A 4,308-nucleotide genomic window follows, 5' to 3' on the forward strand; every position below is an offset into this window, starting at 1 on the left:
GAAGTAGAACGTGCCGTTGCCGCCGTCGGCTGCGAACTGCAGGTCGGCCTCGCCGTTCGCCACCGTGGCCACCACGTGCGTCGGCGTCGAGGTGTACAGGCCCGTCGCCAGGCCCGTCAGCAGGCCATCCGCGCCCAGCAGCGTCGCGCTCGGGCCCGGCAGCGGCTCGATGGCGGGCGGCGGCGGCGGTGCCAGCTCGGCGCAGGCATGGGTGTCGGCATCGCCGCTCGCGTTCACCAGCCAGCGGATGTTCGCGAAGCTCGCGCTGAACGGCTTGTCGGTCTGCACCAGGAAGGCGGTGTCGATCGCCGAGAAGTCAGCGCCTGCCTCCGCGAAGCACGACAGCGGGATCTTCACCGTCGCCTTCGTGCCCAGCGGCAGCGCCTTGAGCACCGCGGTGCCGTCCAGTTCGCCGCGGCACGGGTAGCCGCAGTCGATGCGGATCTTCACGCTGCCTTGCGGCGCCTGGTCGACCACGATGTCGAACGCGAGCACCGCCTTCGCATCCGGGTGCACGTAGCTCTCCAGGTTCTGCGGGTTGCGCACGCTGGTGCTGGCCGGGTCCGACGCGATCGCCTTGAACTCGCCCAAGCCCGTCCAGGTGAGCTTCTTGCCGTCCTGCTGCACGTTGACCTGCGCGGTCTGCAGCGTCAGCGTGCCATCCTGCGTGACGACGGTCGCGTTGAGATCAGCGCCGATCGGGATCATCCAGTTCGGCGACGAGCCGATGAACAGCGGGAAGCTCGGGTTCTCGACGAGGTTGAACACGTCCAGCGGCTCGGTCGCCGCCGGGCCGGTGTTCGCGCTCTGGCCGCAGCCGAGCGCCGGCGTGGTCTCGTCGAGCGTGTTGCCCACCGGCGTGCCGGCGGCTGCATAGCCCAGGCCGTAGCCATACGCGAACAGCGGCGCATAGGTCGCGTCGCCGCGGTTCAGCACCGTCTGGCACGCCTCCTTCGGCCACGAGAACGACAGCCGCCCGTGGAAGTCGAAGTTCACCGCGCCATCAGCCTTGCGGAACAGCACGTCGGCCACGCCCTTGCCTTCGGTACCCGGCAGGAAGGCCGCGACGAACGCATCGCTGCGGTTCAGCTCCTTGTTCACCCACACCGGCCGGCCGCTCAGCAGCACCGTCACCACGGGCACGCCCTGGCCCTTCACCGCCTCCAGCACCGCGAGGTCGGCCGGGTAGCGCTTGGCGTGCYCCAGCGTGCCGGCCTTGCCGATGTCACCGGCGCCCTCGGCATACGGGGTCTCGCCGATGACGGCGATCACCGCCTGGTAGTCGGCCACGTTGACGTTCGCCGCGTCGACCGAGAAGGTGACGTTGCCATCGCCCGCCGCCTCGCGGATGCCGGCCAGCACGGTGTCGCCGTTCGGGAAATCGGCGTTCGTGTTCGACGTGCCCTGCCAGGTGAGCGACCAGCCGCCCGTCTGGTTCGACATGCTGTCGGCGCTGCGGCCCACCACCAGCAGCTTCTCGCCGCGCTTCAACGGCAGCACGCCGCCATCGTTCTTGAGCAGCACCAGCGACTTGCGCACCGCCTCGCGGGCCAGCTCGCGGTGCTGCAGCGCGGCCGGGTCGCCGGCGCCGGTGCGCAGCGAAGGCTTGGTCGACACCGTCGCACCGCCCTCGAGCTTCATCAGCCCGGAGCGCAGCTTCACGCGCAGGATGCGGGTCACCGCATCGTCGATGCGCGCCATCGGGATCTCGCCGGCGTTCACCGAGGCGATGGTGTTGTCGATGAAGGCCTTCCAGTCGTCCGGCACCATGATCAGGTCCATGCCGGCGTTGATCGATGGCGGGCACGACGCGTTGGTGCACGACTTCACCGCACCGCTCGCGTCGGTGTACTTCACCTGGCCGATGCCATTCCAGTCGGAGACGATCAGGCCGTCGAAGCCCATCTTCGTCTTCAGCACGTCGGTCAGCAGGTACTTGTTGCCGTGCATCTTGGCGTTCGCGAAATCGAGTGCGAGGCCGTCTTTCGTGCTGCCCTGGAAGGTCCAGCTGTTGAACGAGGCCATCACGGTCTGCGCACCCGCCGCGAGCGACGTGTAGTAGCCGGCACCGTGGATGTTGATCATCTCGGCGAGCGTCGCCTTGTTCTCGCCCTGGTCCTTGCCCATGTCGGTGCCGCCATCGCCCATGAAGTGCTTGGCGGTGGCCACCACGGTGGGCCGGCCCGAGGCCGCGAAACTGCCCTGCAGCCCGGTGGTGTAGCGCCCGCCGTAGCTGGCGACGATGGCCGGGTCTTCCGAGAAGCCTTCGTAGGTGCGGCCCCAGCGGTCGTCGCGCACCACCGCGAGCGTGGGTGCGAAGGTCCAGTCGATGCCGGTGGAGTGCACCTGCATCGCGACGGCTTCGCCGATGCGCTCGATCAGCGCGGGATCGTTCGCGGCGCCCAGGCCGATGTTCTGCGGGAACAGCGTGGCGCCATAGACGTTGCCGTGGCCGTGCACGGCGTCGGTGCCCCAGATCACCGGGATCTTGACGGCCAGGTCGGTGTCCATCGACGCCTGCCAGTAGGCATCGGCCAGCGCGAGCCAGTCGGCCACGGCGGCGTTCTTCTTGTTGCCGGGCCAGGCGCCGCCGCCGTTCAGCACCGAGCCGATGTAGTACTGCCGCACCTGGTCGGGCGTGATGCTGCGGATGTCGGGCTGCGTCATCTGGCCGACCTTCTGCGCCAGCGTCATGTTCGCGACGAGGCCCTTGATCTGCGCTTCCTGCGAGGCGTCCTGCGGGATCGCGCTGTGGATCGCGGGCCAGTCGTCCAGCGGCTTGTTCTCAGGGGGAGACGGCGGCGGTGCGGGCGGTGCGTCGTCGTCACCACCACCGCAACCGCCCAGGCCGAGCGTGAGCGCCGTCAGCCCCATCGTGAGCCACCGTTTCATCTTGTCGTCTCCTTGATATGTCTCTTGTAGGCAGCGAATGGAACCGCTTCCATTTCGGTGCTGCGCGGACTCTAGGAGATCTTGACGAAATATTTCACTAGGTTAAATACTCATTACGGCGGGCTTTCACCTGGCGAGGAAGTTCCGCACCAGCTGGCCGGTCGCCGCGGGGTTCTCTTCCATGATCCAGTGGCCCGAGCCGGGGACGATGCCTTCGGTCACGTCGTCGGCGCCGGCGCGCATCACGGTGGCCATCGTCAGCCCGAACGACTTCTCGCCGCCCAGCGCCAGCACGGGCATCTTCAAGCGGTTGCCGGCGAGGAAGGCGCGGTTGTCGACCGCGTCCTGGTCGAACGCTGCGAACTGCGCAAAGCCGGAATGCATCGCACCCGGGCGGGCATAAAGCGCCGCGTAGTGCTGGCGTGCCGCTTCGCTGAAGCGCGCGGGCGTGGCCGAGAACTCGTTCCAGAAGCGATCGAGGTAGATGCGCTCGCGGCCGGCAACGAGGCGTTCCATGTCCGGCCCGCCGAAGCGGAAGTGCCACAGCAGCGGGTTCTTCAGGATCTCTTCCCACGGCCCGACACCCGGCACCGGCGCATCGATCAGCACCAGGCGGCGCACCTGCCCGGGGTGCTGCGCGGCGAACTGGAAGGCGACCATGTTGCCGATGTCGTGCGCGACGACGTCGGCCTGCTGCACGCCGAAGGCCTGCAGCACGCCGCTCACGTCGCCGGCCTGGGTCTTCTTGTCGAATCCGCCGGCCGGCTTGGACGACAGGCCGAGCCCGCGCAGGTCCGGCACGATCACCGTGTGGTCGCGCGCCAGGTCGATCGCGAGCGGCACCCACATGTCGCCGGTCTCGCCGTAGCCGTGCAGCAGCACCACCGCAGGGCCCTTGCCGCCGGAGCGGACGTGGATGGTCGCGCCGTTGGTGGTGACCTGGCGGGTCGAGAACGTGGGCGTCGGGTACTGGAGGGATTGAGCCGAGGCAGCGGCCGGCACGGCCAGCATCGTCAGCGATGCCAGGGCCAGGGACATGAGGTTTCGCATGAGGATCTCCTTGAGGTGAAAGGTGAACAGCTGGCGCCAGTGTCTTGAAAGCAGCTTGAACCGACTAGCCGGAAACGGACGCAATCAGCTTCAACCATCGGTTTAAGATCGGGCATGACCTACCTGCAGCACCTGGTGTCGTTCGTGCACACGGCAGAGCACGGCAGCTTCTCGGCCGCGGCGCGGGTACTGGGCCTGACGCCGGCGGGCGTCAGCAAGAACGTGGCGAAGCTCGAGGCCGAGCTCGGCGCGCGGCTCTTCCAGCGCAGCACACGGCGGCTGGCGTTGACCGAAAGCGGCGAGCGCTTCCTGCAGCAGGTGAGCGACCCGCTGGCTTCGTTGCAGACGGCGATGGCGGGCGTGCAG

At 68.2% G+C, this 4,308-nt stretch carries 3 protein-coding genes; 1 reads left to right on the top strand and 2 read right to left on the bottom strand.

What is annotated here, in order from left to right; all coding sequences use genetic code 11:
* Positions 1-2,892: glycoside hydrolase family 3 N-terminal domain-containing protein (locus AC1D01_RS22850; RefSeq protein WP_477870354.1), on the bottom strand; the 2,892-nt coding region annotated here is incomplete at its 3' end.
* A gap of 126 nt (positions 2,893-3,018) precedes the next feature.
* Entirely contained in the window at positions 3,019-3,942 is a 924-nt protein-coding gene (locus tag AC1D01_RS22855; RefSeq protein WP_477870356.1) for an alpha/beta fold hydrolase, read from the bottom strand.
* 114 nt (positions 3,943-4,056) lie between these two features.
* On the opposite strand from AC1D01_RS22855, the gene AC1D01_RS22860 reads away from it, so the two are divergent.
* The coding region (locus AC1D01_RS22860; protein WP_477870358.1) for a LysR family transcriptional regulator at positions 4,057-4,308 on the top strand (252 nt) is incomplete at its 3' end.

It is taken from the genome of Rhizobacter sp. P3_B12, from assembly GCF_056402895.1.